This window comes from Vibrio rotiferianus, from assembly GCF_002214395.1.
Taxonomy (GTDB): domain Bacteria; phylum Pseudomonadota; class Gammaproteobacteria; order Enterobacterales; family Vibrionaceae; genus Vibrio; species Vibrio rotiferianus.
Map to the genome: position 1 here is coordinate 1,649,281 of NZ_CP018311.1, position 25,655 is coordinate 1,674,935.

Annotated in this window: 18 protein-coding genes; 11 read left to right on the top strand and 7 right to left on the bottom strand. The window is 44.3% G+C overall.

The features are described 5' to 3' along the window. Positions 1–108: 108 nt before the first annotated feature. On the bottom strand, positions 109–2,262 hold the full coding sequence (gene yccS, locus BSZ04_RS07670; RefSeq protein WP_088880061.1) for a YccS family putative transporter: 2,154 nt from the start codon (positions 2,260–2,262) through the stop codon (positions 109–111). A gap of 292 nt (positions 2,263–2,554) precedes the next feature. On the opposite strand from yccS, the gene helD reads away from it, so the two are divergent. The 3 genes from helD (at position 2,555) to BSZ04_RS07685 (ending at position 7,083) form a co-directional block, all read left to right on the top strand. Next, positions 2,555–4,621: a DNA helicase IV gene (gene helD, locus BSZ04_RS07675; RefSeq protein WP_088880062.1), complete on the top strand. Its 2,067-nt coding sequence runs from the start codon at positions 2,555–2,557 to the stop codon at positions 4,619–4,621. A gap of 110 nt (positions 4,622–4,731) precedes the next feature. After that, positions 4,732–5,661, top strand: a complete 930-nt coding sequence (locus BSZ04_RS07680) for an SRPBCC family protein (protein WP_088880063.1) — start codon at positions 4,732–4,734, stop codon at positions 5,659–5,661. A gap of 132 nt (positions 5,662–5,793) precedes the next feature. Continuing rightward, entirely contained in the window at positions 5,794–7,083 is a 1,290-nt protein-coding gene (locus tag BSZ04_RS07685; protein WP_088880064.1) for an alkaline phosphatase, read from the top strand. 106 nt (positions 7,084–7,189) lie between these two features. Here the strand turns inward: BSZ04_RS07685 and BSZ04_RS07690 are convergent, their stop codons facing one another. The 4 genes from BSZ04_RS07690 to BSZ04_RS07705 all read right to left on the bottom strand — a co-directional run bounded on the left by BSZ04_RS07690 (position 7,190) and on the right by BSZ04_RS07705 (position 11,824). Further along, positions 7,190–7,636: a hypothetical protein gene (locus BSZ04_RS07690; protein ID WP_088880065.1), complete on the bottom strand. Its 447-nt coding sequence runs from the start codon at positions 7,634–7,636 to the stop codon at positions 7,190–7,192. A 12-nt stretch (positions 7,637–7,648) separates the two neighbouring features. Further along, positions 7,649–9,427: a S8 family peptidase gene (locus BSZ04_RS07695; RefSeq protein WP_088880066.1), complete on the bottom strand. Its 1,779-nt coding sequence runs from the start codon at positions 9,425–9,427 to the stop codon at positions 7,649–7,651. Positions 9,428–9,682: 255 nt separating this feature from the next. Beyond that, positions 9,683–10,018, bottom strand: a complete 336-nt coding sequence (locus tag BSZ04_RS07700) for a hypothetical protein (protein ID WP_038886775.1) — start codon at positions 10,016–10,018, stop codon at positions 9,683–9,685. A gap of 3 nt (positions 10,019–10,021) precedes the next feature. Further along, positions 10,022–11,824 (bottom strand): tetratricopeptide repeat-containing diguanylate cyclase, encoded by a 1,803-nt coding sequence (locus tag BSZ04_RS07705; protein ID WP_088880067.1) that lies wholly within the window; start codon positions 11,822–11,824, stop codon positions 10,022–10,024. A gap of 302 nt (positions 11,825–12,126) precedes the next feature. Between BSZ04_RS07705 and BSZ04_RS07710 the strand changes: the two genes are divergently transcribed. After that, positions 12,127–12,495 carry a PilZ domain-containing protein gene (locus BSZ04_RS07710; protein WP_010452320.1) on the top strand — a complete coding sequence of 123 codons (369 nt, stop codon included), beginning with the start codon at positions 12,127–12,129 and terminating at the stop codon, positions 12,493–12,495. A gap of 368 nt (positions 12,496–12,863) precedes the next feature. Here BSZ04_RS07710 and BSZ04_RS07720 read toward each other — a convergent pair whose 3' ends face one another. Both BSZ04_RS07720 and BSZ04_RS07725 read right to left on the bottom strand, forming a co-directional pair. Further along, positions 12,864–14,120, bottom strand: coding sequence for an aromatic amino acid transport family protein (locus BSZ04_RS07720; protein WP_088880068.1), 1,257 nt, complete (start codon positions 14,118–14,120; stop codon positions 12,864–12,866). Positions 14,121–14,340: 220 nt separating this feature from the next. Further along, positions 14,341–16,554: an EAL domain-containing protein gene (locus BSZ04_RS07725; protein ID WP_088880069.1), complete on the bottom strand. Its 2,214-nt coding sequence runs from the start codon at positions 16,552–16,554 to the stop codon at positions 14,341–14,343. A 347-nt stretch (positions 16,555–16,901) separates the two neighbouring features. On the opposite strand from BSZ04_RS07725, the gene BSZ04_RS07730 reads away from it, so the two are divergent. The 7 genes from BSZ04_RS07730 to BSZ04_RS07765 all read left to right on the top strand — a co-directional run bounded on the left by BSZ04_RS07730 (position 16,902) and on the right by BSZ04_RS07765 (position 25,595). Further along, positions 16,902–17,336, top strand: a complete 435-nt coding sequence (locus BSZ04_RS07730) for a GNAT family N-acetyltransferase (RefSeq protein ID WP_088880070.1) — start codon at positions 16,902–16,904, stop codon at positions 17,334–17,336. A 290-nt stretch (positions 17,337–17,626) separates the two neighbouring features. Continuing rightward, positions 17,627–20,290, top strand: a complete 2,664-nt coding sequence (locus BSZ04_RS07735) for a nitrate reductase (protein WP_088880071.1) — start codon at positions 17,627–17,629, stop codon at positions 20,288–20,290. A gap of 20 nt (positions 20,291–20,310) precedes the next feature. Continuing rightward, the gene (cobA, locus tag BSZ04_RS07740) at positions 20,311–21,216 is read left to right on the top strand and encodes a uroporphyrinogen-III C-methyltransferase (RefSeq protein WP_088880072.1); all 906 of its coding nucleotides are present in this window, start codon (positions 20,311–20,313) and stop codon (positions 21,214–21,216) included. After that, the gene (locus BSZ04_RS07745; protein WP_088880073.1) at positions 21,213–22,166 is read left to right on the top strand and encodes a glycosyl transferase family protein; all 954 of its coding nucleotides are present in this window, start codon (positions 21,213–21,215) and stop codon (positions 22,164–22,166) included. Before cobA ends, BSZ04_RS07745 begins: the two co-directional genes overlap by 4 nt. A 226-nt stretch (positions 22,167–22,392) precedes the next feature. Continuing rightward, positions 22,393–23,310, top strand: a complete 918-nt coding sequence (locus BSZ04_RS07750) for a dienelactone hydrolase family protein (protein ID WP_088880074.1) — start codon at positions 22,393–22,395, stop codon at positions 23,308–23,310. A 73-nt stretch (positions 23,311–23,383) separates the two neighbouring features. Then, complete coding sequence (locus tag BSZ04_RS07755) at positions 23,384–23,965, top strand: ANTAR domain-containing response regulator (protein ID WP_162531037.1); 582 nt, start codon at positions 23,384–23,386, stop codon at positions 23,963–23,965. Positions 23,966–24,230: 265 nt separating this feature from the next. Continuing rightward, complete coding sequence (locus tag BSZ04_RS07765) at positions 24,231–25,595, top strand: CmpA/NrtA family ABC transporter substrate-binding protein (RefSeq protein WP_005387573.1); 1,365 nt, start codon at positions 24,231–24,233, stop codon at positions 25,593–25,595. The last annotated feature ends 60 nt before the right edge of the window (positions 25,596–25,655 follow it).

A 25,655-nucleotide genomic window follows, 5' to 3' on the forward strand; every position in this document is an offset into this window, starting at 1 on the left:
TGTCCGAAAATTGTCAGGTGACGTAAGCAGAAGGTAAGAATTTTCTGACTTTTCGGGGCATCAATGACTTACAAGCGCCAGAATATTTCTGGCGCAGGATTTGCTGTTTTAGTTTGCCCTGACTGCAAACTTTGAGGCGAGAGAGTGTAGTTCAGGTAGCATCCGGTAGATAAGATGTAATTGCTGAAGCACCATTCGAGCTGAGTGGTCATCTTCATCGCGCCATTCATTCAGGCGTTGTTCCAAGTTGGAGTCGTCAATTGATGACAAATCACACTCTTCACAATGTTGATGTAACTGCTGATGAAGAACATCTAAGTGCTGGTGGATGCAGCGGTGAGCATCGAGCACCAATTGATGAATTGCCTCGTCTTCAATTCTCGTACGGTGCGCACCAAGTGCGGAGATGTAGCTGAGCATTGCATGATTAAGCGTTAAGAATCGGAAGCTTTCATCCACAGCTGTTCGATATTTACCCGGCTCTGCCAGCATCGTACTGATGGCAGAAGAAAGGTTGGCGTCGTTATTGTGAGCCTGACGACGGGCAATTCGGTAGCTGAGGTTATCCTTTTTACCAATACGATACTGACCAATGATCTGACCAAGGTATTGTTTGTTTGCATCTATCGCGTCTGACATCACTTTGTGTAGGCGTTTCGATTGCCAATCTGGTAGAACAACTAAAACTGCCCCCACCGCGAGCACACAGCCAATTAGCGTATCGGCGAGGCGAGGGAGCACTACCGCATAGCCTTCACCTAGCTGATTGAACAAGAAAAGTACCAGCAAGGTAATGAAGCCTGTAGCGTAGCCATAGTTGTTGATGCGGAAGGCGAAGAACATCACGCCTGATAGCACGATGAATACTAACTGACTTTCTTGTGAAGGAAAAAAGGTGAGAAGCGGAACACCAATTAGTAAGCCTGCTAATGTGCCTATCACACGCGCTGTTAGTTTTTGTCGCGTTGCACTGTAGTTAGGCTGGCACACGAACAAGGTGGTGAGCAAAATCCAGTAGCCACGGTCAATATCGAAGGCTTGAATGATTCCATAGCCTACGGTCAGTGCTATCGACATGCGCAGCGCATGGCGAAACAGCATTGAGTCTTTATGTAGGTTGGCAGCAATGCGTTGCCACATCGCTTTTAACGTGTGTGGGTTGGTGTCATCAAGCACGTCTTCTTCTAAACGTTCTGCATCAGGGTTGTTGATATTGCTTAACTGTTTCTCTACCGTCGCAAGGTTGTTGAAGAGGTAGGTAAGTTGAGCCAACAAACGCTTCCAGTGGCTTTGTTGCTGCTCTTCCAAATACCCTAATGAGTTTTGTAACTCCGCCAATGCCAAAATAGATTGGTCTGTGTGGGTGTATTCGTTTCCTAATCGAATAGCATGAGCAATATCACGACAAGCTTGAGCTTGTGATTCCAGTAAGTATTTAAAGCGGAACAATACATCTGAACGTTCGAATTCTGTGGCTAAGTCTTGATAGCGATAGTGGCTTGAACTGACGCGCTCATGGATATCTTGTGCAATAAAATAGATGTTCAAGAATCGGTCACTCGGGCCGTCAATGTGTCCACGCTTAGAGCGGCTTAATAACGTGGCTTTACACGCATTGAGTGCATTTACTGTTGCTGCATTGAGTTTTGCAGCCTCAATTCGCATTGGCTGTGGCGTCAGGTTCGTGACCGGGTGAAATAGCTTTGCTTTAGCGTCTAGGTAGTTGGCAATTTGTAAAAACACAGTTGCAAGGCTTTGTTGAACTGGCTGAAGGGGCCAGAATATTTGCCAAATCATGGACATAAAGTAATACCATGCAGCACCTGTCAATAGCAGTAATGGTTGGAACCAAATGTTGGTACTTTCATGCGCTCCGAGCATGGCGTAGATAGCTATCAGTAGTGAACCAAATGCAATGCTTGCGTATTTGGGGCCAATAGCGCCAAGCATAATAAAGCCAAAGGCTGACACAAACAGACCAACAGCAAACGCCCAAGGTGTATTGAACAGAATCTCAATAGAGAATGCGGCGACAGCAAAACAAATAAAGGTAAGAATTAGTGCTTTAATCCTACCAGTGAAGCTATCATCACTTTCCGCCAATGCGGCTGCAATAACACCCAATATAAGGGGAGTTATTAGTACATTTTGATCGAAGTACCAAGCAGGAATCACTACCCCTAACAAGGTAATTAAAATCAGAATGCTGTAATTAATGGTTTTGTTTGCCCAATAGAGGCGTAATTTTAAAGCAGCTTGCACAATGCGCCTTTCGTTGCCGGTGGAAAACGAGAGAATTCTAACAAACTCACTATAACGTGTTTATGACCTATTTTAATAAAAAACGTCACATGGTCAGGAAATCAACAGAATAGTCATTGACTTAACGTGTTGGTTGTCGAAGAAGAAGTGATACGTGTATACAAATTCTACAGTAATGTGATTTTTAATTAAGAATACAGACAGAAGGCGATTTGTGCTTCATCCATCGCTACAATTTGAGCGTCTAAAATGATATAAAACGAGAACTTCTATACTAAAAGGCGCACCTTTCATGCAGCTTACTGCCTCCAATAAAGCACAGTTTTTTATTCAAAATGAGTATTACCAGGTAGAAATAAAAGAAAACAGTGTTTTATTGAGTTCGGTGGGCAGTGAAGAACACATACCATTTACGATTTGGAATGGCAAAGTTAGCGTTAAACGTGGTCTACTTTGGAGCTCGCTTCAGTTCTTCGCTCATGAACAAGATAGTATGCAACAGAGCTGGTTAGTGCAAGGTTTGCCGTGGCCGCAGTGTCGCAAGTTTGCCGTCGAGGCGGTTAGAAAATATCAAGAGTGGCACAATAATCAGTGCCGTAAGCTCGCAGAATACCTTCCTAAGTGGGAAGATGAGTTGTATCAACTTCAGCATTTACCGGCTTATCTACCGCATTCGAAAGTGCAAAATTGGGTCGAACAACTTAATTCTGAGCTCGTTGAAATCAAGACCAGCTTGGCAGAAGCGAAAATGCGTATGCCAAATCGTATGGCAGAGATTGAACCATGGCTTTCTGACACTTCTAACGCATTGAGCAAACGCAATCATGAATGGTTGGAGAATGAACGCCCAAATTGGGAAGTGCTATTTAGCCGTATTGAGTCTTCACCGTTGAATCTTTCGCAGCAGCATGCAGTGCTGCTTAATGATGATCATAACCTTGTTTTAGCTGGGGCTGGGTCAGGTAAAACAAGCGTACTGACGGCACGTGTGGCGTATTTACTGCAAAGCCACCAAGCTCAAGCTGAAGAACTATTGATGCTCGCGTTTGGCCGTGATGCTGCAACAGAGATGAAAGATCGTTTGGTCGACAAAGTGGGATTGGCTGCAGAAGGCGTACGCGTCAATACTTTCCATCAACTTGGTTTGCGCATTCTAAATCAAGTTGAGCCGCAACCTGTAGAGATCAGCCCGCTCGCATTGGATGACAATCAACGTACAGCATGGTGCATCGATTGGCTCAAGAAACACTGGATGACTCCGACTAACTTTAAGCGTTGGCAAAAGCACTTGGACAAATGGCCGATCGCTTATTTGAAAGGTGACGATGAGTTAGGCAGTCACTCAGAAAACCCAAAACTGATCGCTTGGCTAGATCAACAACTGTCACAGCTTGCGGCGGTTGGCCTTACCAAGAAGCAAGTGCAAGAGAGGCTGGTTAATCATCAAGACTACACGCGTTTGAACAGTGAGTTGGCGCTGTGTTGGCCATGTTTTAGTGCGTGGCAAAAGATGCTGAAAGAGACTAATCACGTTGATTTTCCAACCATGATCAGTCGTGCAACCGACTACGTGAGCAAAGGTAAATATATATCACCTTGGCGCTTTATCATGGTGGATGAGTACCAAGATATTTCCCCTGATCGTTTGGCTCTGATTGAAGCCTTGTGTGAGTCAACACAAAAGCAAGCCGGTGCGACCTTGTTTGCTGTCGGAGATGACTGGCAGGCGATTTATCAGTTTGCCGGAGCAGATGTTGATTTGACGACAGGCTTCCAGGACCGCTTCATTCATTCGACAGTGCATCACCTAGATACGACCTATCGCTTTAACAACCAAATTGGTGATGTGGCGAATACTTTTGTGCAAGAGAACCCATCTCAGTTGCCGAAGACACTTAATAGTCATAAGCAACGTAAGCAGAAGAGTGTGCATACTACACCGAGTAATCAAGTTGAGAAGATTCTTGATCAACTTAATCAACAAGCGAAGAAAACCAAGTCTGTACTGTTGTTGGGACGTAACCATTACCATAAGCCAGATCTATACGATGATTGGTTGAAGCGTTTTCCAAATCTTGATGTTCGCTTTATGACTTGTCATGCGAGCAAGGGGAGGGAAGCAGACTTTGTTATCATTCTCTCGGTCGATGAAGGACAGTTTCCTGCTAAGAAGAAGCAAGTGCATATCGACGGTGCACTTTGTGAATCAAAAGACAAGTTCCCATATGCAGAAGAACGCCGCTTGTTCTATGTTGCGTTAACACGAGCAAAAGAAAAGGTATGGATTACTCATACTGGTGCGGGTTCTGGTTTTGTTCAAGAATTGGTAAACGGAGATTACCCCGTCAGTACCAGTTAATCTCATTTAATGTTTTCGATTTAATACCTATTTGTAGAAGTGAATGGGTGTCGTTTTGCTTATGCATCTATAATCTTAAAGAGATTAGAATCTAAACCTAAGGAGGGGCTATGCTCTCGTATGAGGTTAGTAAAAGCATCGAAATAAGCAGAACGCAAAGTGAAACGATTGATTATCTGAAGGACTATACAAACTGGCAGGAGTGGTCCCCTTGGCTGATTTTAGAGCCTAATTGTGAATTAACTTATAGTGAAGAGCAGGGTAAAGTGGGCTCTGGGTATCAGTGGAACGGTAAGCGTATCGGAACAGGTGCGATCGTGCTAGAAAGTACCCAAGAACATCGTCTAGACATGGAGTTACACTTCTTTCGCCCTTTTCAAAGTCACGCAAAAGTTACCTTTATTGTCATGCCGTCTTCTAATGGTTGTACTGTAGAGTGGCAGATGCAATCACGTGTTCCATGGTTTCTCGTCTTCTTTAAAACTATGGTTAAGTCCATGATAGAAATGGATTATGAGCGTGGTTTGCGTATGCTTAAAAGTCAACTGGAAACGGGACAAATCCTTTCACAGCTCACGGATCTTGGTTTACGTAAACAAAATGAGATTAGCTACATTGGTTTGACTGGAGCCGGAACGCTCTCAGAGGTTCCTTCCGTTATGCAAGAGCATGTCTCGCGTTTGTTTGATATGGCAGACAAAGAAAATCTCCCCGTGACTGGCGAACTGTTTTGTTTTTACCTTTCGATGGACATGAAACGCGGTTATTTCGAGTTCATTACATGTTTACCAGTACAAACAGGTGTTGTAGCGACCGGAGATTTTGTTGCTGGAACTATCCCGACTTGCGAAACTTATTCAGTGGAACACAAGGGTGAATATCAATTTTTAGGTAATGCATGGTCGTATGCGATGAATCTCACAAGGTACAATGGCATCAAAGTGAAGACGAAACCCTTGGGCATTGAACGTTACCTTAATAACCCAAATGACACTGACAAAGCAGACTTGTTGACCGAAGTGATTGTGTTCAAGAAATGATGTGCGTTGTAAAACTATGAAGCAACGCCATGTTTCATCCTAAGTGCATGATAGTATTCGTTTGCAAATTAGAACGATACTCAAGTTGATGTGTGCCTTTATGGTGCCATCGCATTATGTCATGGATGAGATATGAGACTTAAATACTCCCTAATTACCGCGAGCCTCTTGGCTACCCATTCTTACGCAGGTGACGCGCCGAAGAACATTATCTATATGATCGGTGATGGCATGGGGCCAGCCTTTACGACCGCTTATCGCTATTATCATGATGATCCAAATACAGATGAAATAGAGCCGACGGTTTTTGATTCTATTTTGGTTGGTATGGCGAAAACGTATCCTGATGATGCGACTTACGTTACTGACAGTGCTGCAAGTGCTACAGCGCTGAGTACCGGTGTCAAAAGTTACAATGGTGCTATCGCAGTGGATACGGATAAGAAGCCGATCAAAACGATGTTAGAGATGGCGAAAGAGAAGGGCATGACCACTGGCTTGGTGGCTACATCGCAAATTAACCACGCAACACCTGCAAGTTTTGCCGCTCATAATGAATCTCGCCGAAACTATGACGATATCGCCAATGATTACATCGACAATAAAGTGGGTGAGAAATTACCAGTCGATCTACTCTTGGGCGGTGGTGTTCGCTATTTCGAGCGTGAAGACCGTAATTTAGTTGACGAGTTCAAGCAGCAAGGCTACCAATACGTTGCCGACTTTGGTCAGCTTCCTGCACTACAAACTTTACCCGCCTTAGGCTTGTTCGCGGATAAGGCATTTCCGTTCGCACTAGATGAAAATCCCACTCGCCTAGAAGAGATGACCAACAAAGCGCTTTCTCTATTACAACGTCAAGACAATGGTTTCTTCGTGATGATTGAAGGTAGCCAGATCGACTGGTGTGGGCATGCGAACGATATTGCGTGTGCGATGGCGGAGATGAATGATTTTGCTAAGTCAATTGAATTGGCTAAAGCGTATGTCGATGCTCACCCTGATACTTTATTGGTGATCACCGCTGATCACTCAACTGGCGGCTTAACAATTGGTGCGAATGGGCAGTATCAGTGGGATACCGAGGTGATTAAGGGTGTTCACAAAACCGCATGGCCTTTGGCGATGTCTCTTGCGCAATCCCACGACATGATCGCGACATGGAATGAGTCGGTCGATTGGTCATTATCTAAAGATCAGGGCCGAAAGCTGGCATACGCCAAATTGAGTGAAGAACCAGCTAAAGCCCTCTACAAGGAAGTGAAAGGAATCATTAATGAGAAGAGCTACACCGGCTGGACGACAAAAGGGCATACCGCTGTTGACGTCCAAGTGTTTGCTTATGGGCAAGGTGCGGATAAGTTTGTTGGTTCGCAAAATAACACTGACATCGCGAAGAAGTTAATCAGTTTTATTCAGTAGGATCTCAACCCAATAGATTTAAACTGTCCGTTTCTCGTAAGTGAAAAGAAAATGCCTCAGCATGTGCTGAGGCATTTTTTATAGGCCAACTTCTCTTGTTAGAGAATTATTGTGCACGGTATTTACCGCTGTTTAGTTCAATTTTAGACGCTTTTACGCGACTGTCAGCATTTAGGTAATCGCTAATGCTCAGAAGATCTTGGCCTTCGGCTGCTTTGAACACGGCTGATTCACCTTGAGCAAAGACGACGTCAAGTTTGATCTCTTTAGCTACTGCCTTAGCATCGGCTGGGCTTTTCACCGTAACAAAGATAAGGCCCGTTGCTTTAGATACGTTACTAAACGCATTCTTAAACACCTCATCACCAGCGTGTAGCTCTGCCGCTTCGGCAAGGCTATCAACAGAAAGTTTTCGGTAATCTTGACCATTAATTTGTACAGCATCAGATGCGACAAACAGTTCAGGTGTAGGTTGCTGAGCCAATTGTTGCTCTGCTTGTACAGCCGTTGCCATTGTCGATAGAGCCAGAATAGAAAATGTCATAAATTTCATGTGAATGACTCCTTAGTGACCGAAGATACGCATAGACCAGTTTTTGATAACACCTGGTTTTGCGTTGTTAGCCATCGGTACATCATAGATAGCTGAAGAATTGAAATATGCAATGAATGAGAACACTTCATCGCCGTTGGTATCGATAGCTCGTAGTGTCCATTCGCCTTTTGCGTTTTCACCGTAGAATTGGTTAGAAAGCATTAATTGGTTTTCATAACCCGCTACTGTTGAATCCAGAGATTGACCAACGAGACCATTACGTGGTGTTTGCAGAACTGAACGTGTACCTGATGGAGAAATCAGCTCGATTGCCAAATCCGGTAGACGCGAGTGTTCAAGTGTTAGTTTCACTTGTACTGACTCAACAGTAATGTCATCGGTAACAGCAATCGCTGAAGAGCCACCCGCTAAGTTAGCGTCTGGAACAATCACTTCCGTCGCATTGCTTGCCCAAGGTGTAATAACTTGTGCAGGTAGAACGTTGTTTGTCATACGAGCACGTTTCATTGCTTCATCTAGGTTGACTGCGCCAAAACCGTAGAAGGTATGGAAGTCAACGCCAGCTGCGTTTTTCTGCCATGGTGAAATCGCTTCGTAGCTTACCAAGTCACCTTGGCTATTAACGAACTCAAGTTGAACACCTGGGTGGTCTTTGTCTGTTACGCTTGCTGTTTCTGCCAGTAACGCACGGACATCACGAGCGGTTAGCGCATGGTTGGTTGACATAATCGCTGCAATTGCACCAGACGTGTTTGGCGCCGCTGAAGACGTACCATTCATTGTGCTGGTGTAGTTACAGTTCGGATCTTGCTCAGTACCGCCGTGCAGGCCGTTAATACCTAAATCTGCACTGGTGTTTTGACCTTCTTCACAGCCTACTAGATCTGTCGTTACCATTGCTGGGAAGTCTTGACCGTATTCACCTGCTGGTGCTGCGACCCACACGTTAGCACCAACTGATGAGTAGCTGGCGCGAGTTCCGTCAGCACGAAGTGCGCTGGTTACAAGGTTGTAGTAACTCGCATTGTCGTAAGACTGTGCCGAGTTATGCATTGGTAGGCCTTTGTTGCCACCGCCTGCGAAAAAGTCGCTAGGAAGCACGAAAAAACGGCCAGTGTTGAAGTAGCGGTAACCGTTACCGGCAGATTTAACGAAGACAGCACCACGACCCCAAGCATTACCTTCGCTGACGTCTTTCATTACATCCATTTCAAGCTTGAACTGCGGATCGTTCTCGTCGAATGGAATAGGGTAGATTGGGCTAAAACCATAACTTTGGTTGAAAACGCGAACATCGCTGGTTGCAGCGTCCACGCCGTGAGAAATCAACCAGCCTTCCAGCGTTTGGTTTGCGAGCCAGTTAAAGCCCATTAGAGAAGAGCGAGAAGCTACGCCGCGAACGCCCTCACCGTTGTTACCAACAGCGCTGATTAAGCCGGCTACAGCGGTACCATGGCCATTTGTATCAACTGGGTAATCGGCTGGGAATGAAGAGTCTTCAACGAAGTTTCTGCTACCTGTGACTACGTTACCTGCAAGGTCTGGGTGATCGATCTGTACGCCAGAGTCAATAACGGCAACTTTTACACCAACACCAGCAATGCCCATGGCTTGTGTCAGTTTGGTGTTCAAGTCATTACCCGCAACGGCAGGGTTTGCTGCAAATGCAGTTTGGCCAGTGTTGTCTAGGTGCCATTGCTCAGAGTAGAGCGGATCATAAGCCGAGACGGCAGGTGAAAGGCCTACTGCTAACATTGCAGCGAATAGGCGATTAATGCGTGTTTCCATTTGTGACCTCATGTCTTTGTTTGGAATTTTTGTCCCTGTTCGATACTCCTTTAAACAGGTCTAAACAAAGCTAGCGGCTTAGAATGGAAACGAAAACCGTTTACATTCTCTTTACTTTCATTTTTCGACGGATCGCGTTGTAATAACGCTTAGGGGTTGATAGAACGTAAGATTCTAGATATTGGATATGGGGAAGAGATGTGAAAAGTCGCAAAAAAGTAGCGATTATTCTCGCTACTTAAAGGTGTGGGGTTCTCATATAGCAGGTTGTATCGTAACCTCGCTTTCAGTGTGGCTTTCTTCCTTCTTCGTAATCAGCGTATCGACCCATTTTTCGATGTACCACTTATTGCGTTCTTTATCGCACCACTTTTTGTTTAAGCCTCGTCGATTGAACTCAGAGCCAATTGCTGCCAATGTCTGGTTTGTTTGGCGTTTATAAAACAACGTCTCACATAGTTGCATGTTGCTCATTTGCTGTGCGTACACATTGACACTACTGCCTCTCATACCCATTTCTGCGGCTTGTTGGTTCGAGCAGGCGCTAACTAACAAACTAGCGATGATCGTGACGAATAGATGTTTTTTCATAATTTAACCAGAATTGATTTTGTATTGGTTTCTTCCTGCTTGTTTCGCTTCGTAAAGCGCTTGGTCGGCAGCCATAAAACAGTCATCCCAATTAGTATTGAGCATAGTGACGTTCATTGTTTTTATCGCACCAATCGAGATGGTCGCGCTAAGGGTTAAACTATTAATGCTAAGCTTTTCGTTTTCAACTGCTTTCCTTAGTCTTTCTAAAGTTTTTGAGCATTCGTCGATGTTTTTGGCTTCAAAAACTAAAACAAACTCCTCGCCTCCCCAGCGGGCAAGTAAATCTTTAGATCGGACCGAACGCTTAATCACAGAAGATACATGTTTCAGCATTTGATCTCCCTTATCATGACCGTACGTGTCATTGAACTGTTTGAAATAGTCGATATCAATGACTGCTAAAGAAAACATACTCTCAGGTGCGGTGTTGGCCATGTTACGCAACCAATGGGGTAAGTAGCGACGATTATGAACTTGGGTTAAAGGATCAATAACGTTTTGCTCAGCGAGTTCTCGGTTGACTCTTTTGATTCGAGATACATACCTTATCCCTAAAGATGCGATACCAATGAGTGATAAGAAATAGAAAATTTCTCTGTATCGCTGGGCTTGTAGCTTAGATGCTTGTAGAGCATTCTGAGCTTCCAATAGTTTCAATTCTTTTTGGGCTAGTTTAGCTTCTAGATCGAATTTGATGTCCAACATCTCCTCACCGTCTGCGTGGCTATCGTAGTCTTTTTCCAAGCTTCTGAGTTTAGATAGGTAATGAAACGCTTGTTCGTATTGTTTCAATTCTTGACTTGCTTGTACTAGGACTAAGAGCATGTCCATTCGTTCTCGAGACTCCGAGACTAAGGTTATTTCCATTTGCTCCAGTGCTTTGTTTGCACTATCTATAGCAAGGTTAAACTCATTGCGAATTAAATAGGCTTCTGAGAATGCTTCATAGCAAGAGACTTTTACACCACTATTAGAGTTGATTGTTGGAAGTGCTAAGCAACGCTGAGCAAGCGCAAGAGCATCTGTTGTTTTTCCCATTGCACTCAATAGCTGAGAAAGGTTGGCTAGTGAGGTATGTTTTAAGCGATCTGAGCCTGTTTCCATGCTTAGGTTAACGGCTTGCTCAAAGTAATACTCTGATTCAGCATATCGTTCTTGAGCAAACTCAATCACACTTTTGTTCGCATAAAGAATGCCAAGAAAAAGGCTGTTGTCAAAGCTATTGGTTTTATCGAGGTAGGTTTTGATTGCTTGATTAATGTAGTTCTCAGCTCGCGTCCAGTCAGATGTCTCGATATAAACTGAAGCGATATTGTTCAGTGTCATTGCAACTTGAATCTCAAAATGCGAATCATCAAGTAGGTCAAAAGCGGTACGATAGTGCCTCATACCTGCTTGTACTTGTGAGCGACGAATTTCAGCGTTGCCAAGCCAACGGTAGGCACGGCCTTGGAGAGCCTTGTAACCAATTTCACGGCTAATATTGATCACATCGTGTAACAACAACTCCCCTTGCCAGACATCATCCGCTTCTATGTATTCTATCGCTTTGTTAAGTTTAGCTTCGGCGATTACCCACTGGAGTTGGTGCTTGTTTCCAAAGGCCACCATATCAGGCAGATCCGATATTGGAACACCTTCATATCGTTCTAGGTAGATACGAGCGAAATAATACAGTGCCTGAGCCTGAGGGGAAGTACGGTTAGGCTGCTCTAGAGCAGTGTTTTTGATTGCTCTTGGTTTACCGATCGACTCAAAGTAAAACTGCAGTGTAGGCAGGTCTTCAGCTGCCGTATTCTGCATTAAGTAACACGAGTGTTTTTTGCCTTCCTTTGCTGCAGAAGGAAGCGATAATGACACTAGAAAAGCAGTTAGAATGGCTAAACAGGGCTTTGAGAAAGAAAGTACACGCATTTATAAGAGACTAATACCGAGAGTGGTGCAAAGACATTGGTAATATAGCATTTATAAGATTGCATTACTTGAAAATTAAGTTGTGGTATGTAAGTTGCAGTAGTTACGACAACCAAGTTTGAACGTAGTTAATCTGAGGAAATATAAAACGCTTGTAGAATGGATGCAGTCATAAACATAAGGAGGTGGTTATGCTCAAATCCACAACGTCTTTATCTGGGGCAATAGCAGGGAAAGCCACACAACAAAGAGCTTACTACCGATTACAGTACCCTAGTTGCGCTAGACCAAGTCTACTGATATCAGGTACTCGATACTTAGTGAGTGAATTATCGGAGCAAGGTTTAAGGTTATTGAAAGCCCACCACTCTTTAGACGCAGTTGGAGTCAAGGTTAGAGGCGAACTTTCTCTGCATGACAATACAGAATTATCTCTAGCCGGACACGTAATAAGAATGGAAGAGAAGGAAGTCATTGTAAAACTTGATGCGGGGCCGAGCTTCAAAAATATGCTCGATGAGCAACGCTTTATGCGATCAAATTATCCAGAAATTACTTGATAGACTCAACTGATTAAACGAGTAAGTCATTCGACATCTAAAATTTCATCTGACTGTCATAAATATTTAATACAGGTATGTATTGTGTGGAAAGTCGTTTTTGTACATAGTGTTATTAAGCCATGAAAAACTGGCTGTTCCCATCAAAAAGGAGATTGCCTATGCACAACGAAATGATTCAACCTTCTCGCTTCGGCATTATCGGTCGTACTTGTATTGCTTCAGTTCTGATGATCGCAGGTGTTTTCACTCTCATTCAATGAGACAGTAACGAATCATCACTGACAAGAAAACCATAGCAAAATTCAGGGAATTACCTTAATAAAAAATAAGGTATTCCCCTGAAAATCTCGCCTAAGTCTCTTTTCTTAACTCAACAAGCTAAAAACCAACGCACTTACTGCAACAATACCTGTCATTAGTACAAAGTATGTAGATGCTTTTCCACGATAATTCTGCAGTCCTTTCACTTTGTATACCGCTAACATCGGCATAATAAATAAGATCATGGCAATGACTGGACCTGATAGAGCTTCCATCATGCCTAGTATGCTAGGGTTCATGATTGCTGCGATCCAAATCGATACAAACAGTACGACAACACTAATGTGATCAACACGTCGTTTTGGCATATCAGAATGTTTAGTGATCAAACCATTAAGGCTTTCGCGTGCGCCAAGGAAGTGCCCAAGGAATGAAGAAGTAATTGCCACGAAGGCAACAAGCGGACCTAAGGTTGCAATGAATGGGTTTTCCGTCGCGTTAGCTAAGTAAGACAATACCGATACGTTTTGTGCTTTTGCTTCTGCCAGTTGCTCCGGGGAAAGAGCAAGTACGCATGAGAAGACAAACAGCAACACGAATGCGATCAGCATGACACTTGTACGGCGCAAGATCAGTTCTGATTTTACATCGGCGCCTTCACCGTAATGTCGGCGTTGTACGTTTGCAAAACTTGAGATCGCCGCTGCGTGGCTAAATGAGAAGATAACGACTGGAATCGCAAGCCACATCGTGCTCGCAAATGAGAACATTTCTGGTGCATCCATGACAGGCATGCTCCAGTTTGGCATTAGGTAGAATGATAAAAATGCCAGAATCGCAACCAATGGGTAAACCATGATAGCGAACGCACGAAGCATCACTTTTTCACCGGCCATCATGATTGCAATCAAACTGAATACTAATACGCCAGATAGTAGGGCGCGTGGCAGCGGCTCCATACCTGCTTGGTTGACCATAAAGCTGTCAACAGTGTTGGTAATACCAACGCCATAGATCAGTAGAATTGGGAAGATAGAAAGAAAATACAGCAGCGAAATCGAACGACCAGCTTTCGCCCCAAAGTGTTCTTCTACTACATCGGTAAAGTCTGCGTTTTTGATTTTTGATGACAGAACAAAGCGAGCAAGGCCTCGGTGTGCTAAGTAAGTCATTGGGTAAGCGAGGACTGCCATAACTACCAATGGCCAGAAACCACCGATGCCCAAGTTAATAGGAAGAAATAGAATGCCAGCACCCACGGCGGTACCAAACAGACTTAATACCCAATGAGTATCATGTTTCGTCCAAGTAGTTGTTGTGTTTAATTCACTAAAATTTAACGTTTCTCGAGATTCTTTCACTTAAAACTCGCCTTTATAAAAATAATAATCGCGCGGATGTTATATGTTTTAGTGATTGTTATCACATTGATGTGGTGGTGAATCGTGCTAGTGAAAAGGCAAAGGTGTAAACTATCGAACCATGAAAATTTGCAAAAAGAGATATATAGTTCTGGTTTTTTGTGTGTAAATTGAAACTATATCGCGAAATTTAATGATTTTTTGGTTTTAGATGTCGCGATTAAGCTTTGTTCGATAACTTTTTAAGGTAGTCCTGCAAAGGAAGTGGCTTAGCAACGCCAAACCCTTGAGCAAACTGAATATTTAGTGATTTTAGCGTCTCTATATGTGCTTCTGATTCCACAAACTCGGCTACCGTTACAAGTTTCATACTGTTAGCGACTTGGCTGATGGCTTGAACGATAATCCGGTCATTTTCACTACTAACAATGTCTTTTACAAAAGAACCATCTACCTTAAGTACATCAAGTGGCAGGCGGCGCAGATAGTCAAAACTTGCGTAGCCAGTACCAAAGTCGTCTAACGCAATAGTACAACCGGCTTCTCTCAATAGAGAAAGATTCTGTATAGCTATGGATTCATTTCGAAGTGCATCTGACTCAGTGATCTCAAAACATACCTTTTTAAGGGGAACACCATATATATCAGCGTGCAGTCGAATATTGTGTGCCAGTGACGGAGAGTTTAATGCTTTTGCTGTCAAATTTATGGAGCATTTCCCTAAGTTATCCCAGTCGACGATATTCTGGCTCAATTTGCAAAATGTATTAGTAATTACCCATTCGTCCAGTTCAATCTCAAGTCCAAACTCATGAATTAATGGAAAAAATTCAGCTGGCGACATCACGCGTGAGTCATCTTGGTTCAATCTGAGTAGAACTTCAAAATAGCTCCCGGTATTTTTCGTATTCAACGCTAGATATGGCTGGCAGTACAATTCAAACTTGTTTTCTCTGAAACAAGATTGAATAAAGCTGAGCTTGTTGAGTTTACTTTTGCTTGTGCTTGCCGCGTCTAGCCAGTTAATGGCTAGATTGCTTTGAGGTCGTTGTTGACACAGTTTGGAAACTAAAGCTTCGACATTGTCACTTTCAGCAATATCGACACACTGAATGGTTCGTTTCACTAAACTCACCGAACTATCCTCAAAATAGAAGTAGAAGTCATCAAGCAATTGAATCAGCTTTTTTAGCTCAGTATTAATATAAGGAAGACGTGGCGCGAAACATATCAAGCCGTTTGCAAATGGTGGTAAGTACGCCCGCTGCAAGTACTCGGTGTTTTGTGCGAGGTATTGGCTCAATTGTCTCATTAATTGCGCTTGGCCTTGGTGGCCCAAGCCGTTCAATTTAGAAAGCGTGGGTTTCAAGTCTATGTATATCAAAACCACATTGTTTCTTGGTGATATGTCCTCTTGTAGTTGAGACAGTGTGTACAGGCCTGTAAAGCTATCAACACGTTCTTTTTCTACTGCTTTACGGGCAGTTATAAAGTTCTTGATTGTATGAGCGCCAAGCAGAAATATTAGCATTGATAATACAAATAAGACCAAAAGCATGCCGTATAGGTGCTCTTGTTGAATTAGGCCTGCATTGTATTGACTGACAATGTTTTCCACACAAATCAATAGAGTGATAGAGGCAATGAGAAATGGCCTAATGAGGCCAAACTTACCAAGTCCGACTCCCACTAAACAAAGCAAAGAAAGACAGAGTGTATTGATCAAAAGTGAGTTATTTGACGTAATCGCTCCAAGCAATATCATCCCACAAATAATGAGCCATATCCGATAACCTTGTTGAGAAGGCTGATTTCTCAGCATAGTGAGATCTAGTTTGAGATAAGGAGACTTATTGCCATCAAGAATATAGCTAAAGCCCAGGCTCAATAGAGGAGTTAGGGTCATGTGAGTGAGTACGCCACTGAGTATTGAGTAAGAGAAAAAGTCAAAAGATAGTGGAGAGTGCTCAATATATATATGGCTCATACTCCATAGTATGACGGTGTTCGCTACCGGATAAAGCAGGCCGAGTATAAGCACATAGTACCCAAGCTTTAATGTATAGTTTGAGTCTTCAATAGAAATTAATGCCCTTTTATACAAAGCAGCAAACACAAGTGGGATACAAGGTAGAAGAGACGAAAACAAAAGCGCTACGTTGCTCGGGCGCCCTGAGATAACCAAATAGTAAAAAAGCAAACTCATACTGAGAGTGGGCAGTACTTTCCAGCCGTATCGGATTAAAGCGGAAACGACTAAAGCAGCCGTGAATGACAGTACCTGAACGCTGTCTTTAGACACGACAAAAAAGCTAGAGATGCTGAAGCTAACTTGAACGGCAACAAAAAGTAGGATTTGAATACCCAGCCAGTGCCAAATGGATAGTTTATTGTCGAAAGCAGAACGACCTTGTTTGAGACTGTATAACGACATTACTCAACTACACTTAAAATTAGAATAATAAAAACAAATGGTTAGCTATCCTGAGCTCAATGGTTCTAATAATAGGAAAACTAACGAGTAAGTAACGAGCCTTTAGTAGACCCAGTTATGCACTTTATTATTGTTATTTCTATCTATAAGTGCTCGAAACATTCTACAAAATTATGACAATAAGTAAACCACATTAAGAATGCCGTTCCATTAATGAAGAGTGGTTTTACAATTAACCTTTGACTCGAGATGATAAAGAACTATTAGTTTAACTAACTGAAAAATATTAAACTTTAGCAATAAACTTAGATGTTACACTTTAGAACAGAGCGTAGAACTAAAACACCATGGAATTAGTTATTACCCAAAAGTCAGATATTGACGCTATTTTTAAGCTAGAACAGAAATTATTTGGTCATCACGCTTACCCGCAATTTTTCTTTCGGCAAGCATTTGATTGTTGGCCGCAAGGTCTGTTGATTGCTAAAGAAGAAGATCAAATTGCTGGTTATGTACTGATGGCGACAAGCGATGAGCAAAACACCCATTGGATCTTGTCACTTGCGGTAGATAGTCAGCATCGAGGAAAGGGGATTGCACGTTCGCTTGTGGTGAATGTAATCGCAAAGGCAAGTTCCGGCTCTGTCATTAAGTTAACTGTCGATCCAAACAATGGGCCGGCTTACAAGTTGTACACTTCTTTAGGCTTTAAGGTTCTGGAAAAAGAAGAAGATTATTTCGGTGACGGAGAGCCGAGAATGGTCATGGCATTAGCCCGTTAATCTTGCACTTCTGTGATTCAAACTCGCACCTAATCAGTGCATTACCAATTATAAAGTGAAAGCTGGTTCTGTTAAGTTATTGAAATATAGTGCAATGTAAAATTGGCATCGGGTTTGCAATTTAGATTGTGTTCATCGTTAACTCGATGCGCCGCTTTCCCTTAGCAGGCGGTTAAGCGGTTGGGGTATTACTTTTTTGAGCTTTTATAGGCAATGCAGCCTCTCTCGTTTCGGGAGAGGTTTTTTTTCGCTTGTAGCTCGTCATTCTAAGGAAAGAATCAGGGGGCGGAATGTCGCAAGGATGCAAAAAAACCACTTGTCCCTATTGTGGTGTTGGATGTGGTGTCGAGGTCAATGCGAAAGGAATCGTTGGGGATGCGTGTCATCCTGCGAATGCGGGGTCATTGTGCGTAAAGGGTGTCGCGTTGGCAGAGAGCTTGAATATGCCTTCGCGCTTGTTGTATCCAAAGCTTGTCACCAAGCAGCGACCTCAAGGGCAACAAGTGCAATGGCAACAAGCCACAGAGCTGATTGCTGGAAAGATCCATCAAGCAAAAGTGGAGTTTGGACCAGATTCTGTCGCGATGTATGTTTCTGGTCAGTTGTTGACGGAAGACTATTACGTCGCCAACAAACTTATGAAAGGCTATGTTGGCAGCGCAAACATCGATACTAACTCCCGTCTATGTATGTCTTCGGCGGTTGCGGCTCATGTACGAGCATTTGGTGAAGATGTTGTTCCCGTCAATTACGACGATATTGATAACACTGAGCTATTGATAATTTGCGGTGCTAATACCGCTTGGACGCACCCTGTTTTATTCCGACGTATTCAACAAGCGAGAGAGAACAATCCTAATCTCAAGCTGGTGGTCATTGACCCGCGTGAAACGGTCACCGCGCAACAAGCGGATTTGCATCTACCAATCAAAAACGATGGAGACGTGTCGTTATTCAATGGGCTGATCAAGTTTCTTATCGAGCAGCAATGTATTGATTCTGAATACATAAGTTCCTATACCGACGGGTTTGATGCACTTACAGAAGAAGTTTCTGATTTGCGTTACGATGTCACTAATTTAACGTATTCCATTGGCATTTCAGAAGAAAAACTCACGACATTCTTCCAATGGTTCGCACAACGCCCAACCGCAATTACGTTGTTTTGCCAAGGGGTAAACCAAGCCGAAAATGGCGTTGACAAAGGCAATTCAATCATTAATGCACACTTGGCGACGGGTAAAATTGCCAAGTCAGGTTGCGGGCCGTTTTCTATTACAGGTCAGCCGAATGCGATGGGCGGACGAGAAGTCGGTGGATTGGCAAACCAGTTAGCGGTTCATCGCGCTTTTGACGCAGAGTCTATAAAGCAAGTGCAGGCGTTTTGGGATTCACCAGAAATTGCCACTCAGCCCGGTTTAAAAGCTGTTGAACTGTTTGAGGCGGTAGAACGTGGTGAGATTAAAGTTCTGTGGATCATGGCAACCAATCCGGTTGTCTCTTTACCAGATAACCAATTGGTAAAACGTGCACTAGAGGTTTGTCCGTTTGTGATTGTTTCCGATATTACAGCGGATTCGGATGTAGCGCATTACGCGGATCTGTTGTTGCCGGCCGCTGGTTGGGGTGAGAAACAAGGTATGGTAACCAACTCTGAACGTCGACTTTCAAGGCAGCGTCAGTTTCAAACTCCTCCGGGTGAAGCAAAATCAGATTGGTGGGCGATAAGCCAAGTCGGACAAGCTCTGTGTGCATTGGAAAAAACACAAAATGGTTTTGCATTTACTTCTGAGCGGTCGGTATTCAGGGAATATACGGCGATGACAGGCATGAATGCCGATTCACCTTTGAAGCTCGACCTGTCTCAACACGCGAACTTAACCGAGCAAGAATACGAAGAGTGGGTGCCAACACAATGGGGAGGAGAGCGTCCTTTTGCTGATGGACTCTATTCACACCCAGATGGAAAAGCGCGTTTTGTCGTCACCAGCGAATTGTCTCAACGCTTAGAGAGAACAAAAGGCTGGTGGCTCAATACGGGCAGGCAACGCGACCAATGGCATACCATGACGCGAACAGGGCATATCGCACACCTTGCCGCATCTGAGTTAGAACCAACCGTGTACATGAACACACTCTCCGCTACTCAAAGTTGCTTAAAAGCAGGGCAGCTCACCAAGCTGTTTCAGCCTGCTTCAAACACCAGTATTTATGCCAAAGTTGCCATTGATGAAGGTTTGGGTTTTCAAGAGCTGTTTATGTCAATGCACTGGGCGGGCCGATATGGCGGTGAAAGCAGTGTTAACGCGATAGTAAACAGCGCAAAAGACCCTATCTCTGGGCAGCCTGCATTTAAGTCGTCTTATGTTGAAGTGCAAGGCGCAGCGGTAAAAACCTACGGTATGTTCATCGGTACACAGTTTGATTCCGGCAAGTTTCTCTACAGCGCATTTCAGGCAGAAAGTAATTTGGGCATCTGGCGCTTTGCACACGACAAGCGACCAAAGAAGCAGAGTTTTTGTCGAACGGAAAAGAGCCGCAGAATTACGATAGATATTGCCCAAGGCTGGCTAGCGGTGGATTACGACCTTGTTGGAGACATTCGTATCATACGTTCTGTTTTGGTGGTGTCTAGTGAACCGATTCAAACCGACTACACCAACTTTACTGGATTGATTGGCAAGCCGATGGAGTTATCGCAACTGCTTACTATCACTCAATCGCAAAGCAGTGCCAAACTGGTTTGTAGTTGTTTCCGCGTCACCGATAAACAAATACATGACGCGATGGAGAAACAAGACTGCACGTCACTGACCCAGCTTCAAAACAAACTCAAATGCGGTACTAACTGTGGTTCGTGCGTCTCTCAAATCAAACAAATGGTCGACAGCCATCAGCGTCAGAAGGGCAAACAGCAAGCGAACCAGCAAAGTCTGGCAATTCAAATAAAGTAAGTCATAAAGAGGATAAGCACATGGAAGCGCCTTATCAAAAGTCTTGGTTTAAGAAGGGACAAGCTAGTCAGGAACAAGAACGCTCGTCTCGCTTTTCTAAGCATGACCAAGCAAGCAAACTGAACCAACTTTTAGAAGACCATTCAGTAGACCTAGACGCGAACCACAAAGGTTTTGTCTCGATTGTTGGAGCAGGGCCGCACGATCCTGACTTGTTAACCGTGAAGGCTGTGAAAGCGATTATGTCGGCAGAGGTTCTGCTGTACGACCGTTTGGTTAACAAAGATATTTTGGAGTTGGCTTCGCCACAAGCCGATTGGATTTACGTGGGCAAACGATGCGGACAACCTAGTATTGGTCAGGAAGAAATTTGTGACTTGATGGTATCGCTCGCTCAACAAGGAAGGCGAGTTGTGCGCTTAAAAGGGGGAGATCCTTTCGTATTTGGTCGTGGAGGCGAAGAGGCGTTAGCGCTTGTCAAACACTCAATCGCTTACGAAGTCATACCCGGTATTACCGCTGCGATTGGGTGTTCAGCAAACAGCTTGATTCCGCTGACTCATCGTGGCGTTGCTCGCAGCGTTACCTTTGTTACGGGGCAAGTGGTAACAGGTGCATTTGAGGCGTGGAGCCAATTGATGCAAAGCGGACAAACGTTAGTCTTCTATATGGGGTTAGAAAAGTCATCGCAAATACAAACGGGTTTAATCAACTCCGGTTTGAGAGCAGATTTCCCTGTCGCGATCATCACTCATGGTTGCAGCCCTCAACAACAAGTGCACGTTACACAGCTCAATCAGCTCAATGATTTATCGATTACACTTAAGGGCGTGAGCCCAGCATTGATTGTGATGGGAGAAGTTGTCAAACTGCGCGAACAACTAATAGAAACCGTACAGTCAGTGACGGAATACGAGGGAATATGAGCAGCATTTTGGAGTGTATCAGAACAGTCGGTCGTGGTGAACGTGGACGAAAACCACTGAACTTTGACCAAGCGTTTCGAGTTATGGATGAATACCTAAACGGAGTGTGCGACGACGATCAGATGGCGATGTTATTGATGCTGATCCGCGTACAGAACGAGACTCAACAAGAAATCGCTGGCTTTGTTAAAGCATTCCAATCCCGCATGCCAGCTATTGGTGCAGACATTGACTGGCCATGTTATGCAGGCAAACGTGAAGCGGCAGGTCAGCCTTGGCACCTGTTGGCAGCGAAGATTCTCGCCGATAATGGTCATAAAGTGCTGATGCACGGCTATCACGACCGTCAATCTGGTCGTTCACACGCAGAAGATTACCTCGACAAGTTTGATATCAACAAAGCGGAATCAGCAGAAGACGCGAAGCGTGTGTTAGAAACACAAAACATTGTGTATCTGCCGCTGAGTTCGTTTGCACCTCAAGCAGAAACCATGATTAGTTGGAAGAATCGTTATGGGCTTAGAACGCCGATTAATACCGTGGTTCGAGCACTGAACCCGGGGCAGGCGACCGTCGGTATTCGTGGTAGCTTCCATCCTGGATTCCAACAACTTCATGCTGAAGTCGAATATGAGATTGGTCAAACCGCTCACGCCGTTGTGTCATTTAAAGGACAATCGGGTGAGTCAGAATACAACCCGAAAGTAAGCCAAACCGTATGGCTAAGCCAAACAAGTGGCGTGACATCGCACTACTGGACGGAGCAAATGCTGTCTGAGGTGCCAATGCCAGTAAATTGCCCGTTTGGAACGTCAGAAGATGACATGAACCAAATGGCGAATACGGTTCTCGCTACCATGACAGTAGTCTTATTTGCACAAATGCACGACAGAGAAAAAGCATTTGAACGTGCCTTTTCTTACTGGCAAGCCTATTGCGGCCAGCAATAACGTACTATTGTCAATGAATGTAAAACCGACGACGCAAAGTTGTTGAATCTGAATCCATTATCTATTGTTTGAAGAAGGTAAAAGATCCTAGCTCGCCAGTGATGTGTTTCACCGCCGCGTTCCGTATCAGGGGTGAAACCACCGTTCAAGAATCAGTCGCGTTCGACTTCGTTTCGCCGCTGAGAGTTTGAAATAAACATATGGTAAGACGTAGAGGACATGGATAATGGTTCTAAAGCATACCACTACCAAACAAAAGGCTTCTCATCCTATCCCGCAAGAAGCCTTCGATTGGTACGACGAATACGCCCACGGAAAAATCTCGCGCCGTGAGTTTCTTAATAGGCTAGGTGGTCTTGCTGTGCTTGGCTTTAGCATGACAGCACTGGTCGATGCGTTAACTCCGAATTACGCACTGGCAGAACAAGTTTCATTTAACGATCCTGACATCAAAGCAACCTACGAAACCTTCCCATCCCCAAACGGGCATGGAGAAGGACGCGGCTATTTGGTGATGCCACAGAAGAAGACCTTAAATTCACCGACGGTGTTAGTGGTTCACGAAAATCGTGGGTTGAACCCTTATATCAAAGACGTGGCTAGGCGACTCGCTAAAGACGGCTTTATTGCTTTTGCCCCAGATGCCCTATACCCACTTGGTGGTTATCCGGGGAATGATGATGAGGGTCGCGCCATGCAGAAAGAGATGGACAGAGCCAAGATTGAGCAAGACTTTATTGCGGCGGCTAATTTCATCAAACAGCACGAGGGTGGGAACGGTAGGTTGGGGGCGGTAGGGTTCTGCTTCGGTGGTTATATTGTCAATATGCTTGCAGCAGTGATGCCCGATGAGCTCGATGCAGGTGTGCCTTTCTATGGAACACCAGCGGCACAAGAGATCCAAAAGCAAGTCAAAGGGCCGTTGATGATTCACTTTGCAGGACTCGATAAGCGTGTTAACGACACATGGCCCGCTTATGAACAGCAATTGATTGCAACCGACGCACAGTATCAAGCGCTAATGTATGAGAACGTTAACCATGGCTTCCACAACGACTCAACAGCACGCTACGCTCCGGAAGAAGCTGCACTCGCTTGGGAGCGCACACTGGGCTTCTTCAAAGAACATCTCGCCTCTAGTTAAAACGCTTCAACTTTAGTTGGCACATTCCTTGTTATGTCTCTCTTAGTGAGTGAGATATAAACAAGGAATGTGCATGACTCAATCAACGTCAAAAACACCCATCATAGTGTGCTGTGATAGCCTCCAAGAGCAGGCTCGATTGTCCGGCTTATTGAGCAAAGATTACGACAACATCATTGGCTGCCAATTGGCACAACTAGAAACGCTAATGCAACGAGAACCGTCGGCAAGCGTTGTGGTTGGATGGCAGCAACCAACCGCGGAACTGCGTTTGATCGTCGATTTCTGTCGCAGAAAATCTGCACCACTTCTTATCGTCTTAAAGCAATTATCATCCAATGATATCAATCGTTTATCGGAAAAAATGGACTATGTGCTCATGCCGCACGATAGTGAGTTTGCACTTCAGCCTTGGATTGAACATGCGACATTAGTGAGAGCGAAATTCGAAAGTATGCAATCGGAAATTGAATCACTGACCCATAAGATTGAAGAGCGCAAGCTGGTGGAAAAAGCCAAAGGTCTGCTGATGAAGATGCACTGCGTTGATGAAGAGCAGGCTTATAAAGCGCTTAGAAATTCAGCCATGCAATCGAGCCAAACGCTCGCACAAGTTGCCAAGAATTTGATAACAACTTTGGAAGTGTTGGATTAGTTGCTCTACCACTTTGGGGTTAGGGTGAATTTTCTAACGTGGTGCGTGTTGCACTATCAGCAAGCAATAGCAGGGAATAAGAAACGGTAGAATAAACTAATTCATTGTATTTACTGTGAAAAATAAGTTGGCACAGTAATTGGATTACTAGGTATGGGTTTATTGTTGAATCGCTTATCTCAATTATCAACGGCGGTAATTGTAGACTTAGCAACGGCGCTACTGCTCTTCGGAGTAGTGGCGCTTTTTTTATGGGAGCAAACCAATGAAATGGAGTTCGATGCTGAAAGTGTCAGCAATTTCGTTATCGGTATTCACCACGGTCAGCGTAAAGGCAGAGTTGGGTGAGCCAGAAATTGAAGACCTGAAGTTTGGTTTTATTAAGTTAACCGATATGGCACCGCTGGCGGTTGCTTATGAGAAAGGCTTTTTTGAAGACGAAGGCTTGTACGTCACTTTAGAAGCGCAAGCAAACTGGAAGGTGCTTTTAGACCGAGTCATCGACGGTGAGCTTGCTGGCGCGCACATGCTTGCTGGTCAGCCATTGGGCGCAACGATTGGTGTCGGCACAAAAGCAGAAGTGATTACCGCGTTCAGTATGGATTTGAACGGCAACGCAATCACGGTTTCCAATGATACTTGGGAACAGATGAAGCAGTACATTCCAAAACAACCAGATGGCAAACCTGTTCACCCAATCAAAGCGGATGCCTTAAAACCAGTTGTGGACAGCTATCTGGATAAAGGCAAACCGTTCAACATGGGCATGGTGTTCCCTGTATCGACGCACAACTATGAGTTGCGATACTGGTTAGCGGCAGGTGGGATTCATCCAGGATTTTATGCCCCAGAATCAGGCGATAACAGTGGCCAGTTGGATGCTGACGTTCTATTGAGTGTTACACCGCCACCACAAATGCCAGCCACAATGGAAGCGGGCACGATTAAAGGGTACTGCGTAGGCGAACCATGGAACCAACAAGCCGTATTCAAAGGCATTGGTACGCCAGTCGTGACCGATTATGAGATCTGGAAGAACAACCCAGAGAAAGTGTTTGGTGTTTCTAAAGCTTGGGCTGAGAAGTATCCAAACACGCACATTCGCGTAGTGAAAGCCTTGATTCGAGCGGCACATTGGTTGGATGAAAACGACAATGCCAACCGCCAAGAAGCAGTGAAGATGCTATCAAAAAGCGAGTATGTGGGAGCCGATGCCGAAGTTATCGCCAACTCAATGACTGGCACGTTTGAATACGAGAAAGGCGATAAACGAGACGTACCAGACTTCAACGTGTTCTTCCGTCATAACGCCACGTATCCGTATTACAGCGATGCGATTTGGTATCTGACCCAAATGCGTCGCTGGGGACAAATCTCTAGCGAAAAATCCGATGATTGGTACATGGATGTGGCAAAAGAGGTGTACCGTCCAGATATCTACCAACAAGCGGCTCAAGCGCTAATTGAAGATGGTGTGTTGAGCAAAAAAGACTTCCCAGATTTCAGTGCTGAAGATGGTTTTCGTGCGCCACAAACACACTTTATCGACAACATCGTTTATGACGGTCGCGAGCCAAACAAATATCTAGAGAAGTTCTCTATCGGGCTTAAAGGAAAAGACAAAGTTTAGGATGAGCAGTCCTACTAAAAATACAGCGGGCAGGAGAGTCTGCCCGCAATAACAAGGATG